The sequence below is a fragment of the Elizabethkingia argenteiflava genome (assembly GCF_009904105.1).
In the GTDB taxonomy this organism is placed as follows: Bacteria; Bacteroidota; Bacteroidia; order Flavobacteriales; family Weeksellaceae; genus Elizabethkingia; species Elizabethkingia argenteiflava.
Genome location: NZ_JAAABJ010000459.1, coordinates 1 through 551, shown reverse-complemented (window position 1 = coordinate 551; position 551 = coordinate 1). Strand labels below are relative to the sequence as shown.

At 31.9% G+C, this 551-nt stretch carries 1 protein-coding gene and 1 pseudogene; both read left to right on the top strand.

All coding sequences use genetic code 11. The features are described 5' to 3' along the window. Positions 1-270: pseudogene (locus GNY06_RS05315) on the top strand (IS5/IS1182 family transposase); the annotation flags it as partial. A gap of 111 nt (positions 271-381) precedes the next feature. Beyond that, on the top strand, positions 382-551 hold a 170-nt coding region (locus tag GNY06_RS05310; RefSeq protein ID WP_166519116.1), incomplete at its 3' end, for a helix-turn-helix domain-containing protein.

The following is a 551-nucleotide window of genomic DNA, read 5'->3' as shown; positions in this document are numbered from 1 at the left end:
GATAACCAGGGACAAATGTTGGCAATGGGAAGTCCAAAAAGTGGCCATCATCACGATTTATACCAAATAGAAGGTAGTTTGAAAGAAATTCTGTCCCTTCTAAGCGAAGCAGAAATAGATCATAAAGGATTGTTTATCAATGCTGATGCAGGATTTGACAGTGAGAATTTAAGACAAATGTTAGAAAAAGAAAAAATAATTGCCAATATTAAAACCCATCTTAGGAATAATAAAACAGCCAAGAATTATATAAACGAAGGTTCAATATAGAGAAAGCAAATGCTTGGCGGGATAGTTTTAAAGCATTATTAATATGAATTAGTCAATACTTAATCTGACAGTTGTAATCAAATTAAATAACTTTAAAACAGATTAAGTATTATGACAACACAACAAAAAATCATCAAAAACAAGTTAGTTGTAATTGAATTAGCACAACATTTAGGAAATGTATCCAAAGCCTGTAAAGTAATGGGCTATTCCCGAGACCGTTTTTATCGATTCAAAGAACTGTATGAGCAAGGAGCTGAATTAGCATTACAGGAAATCTC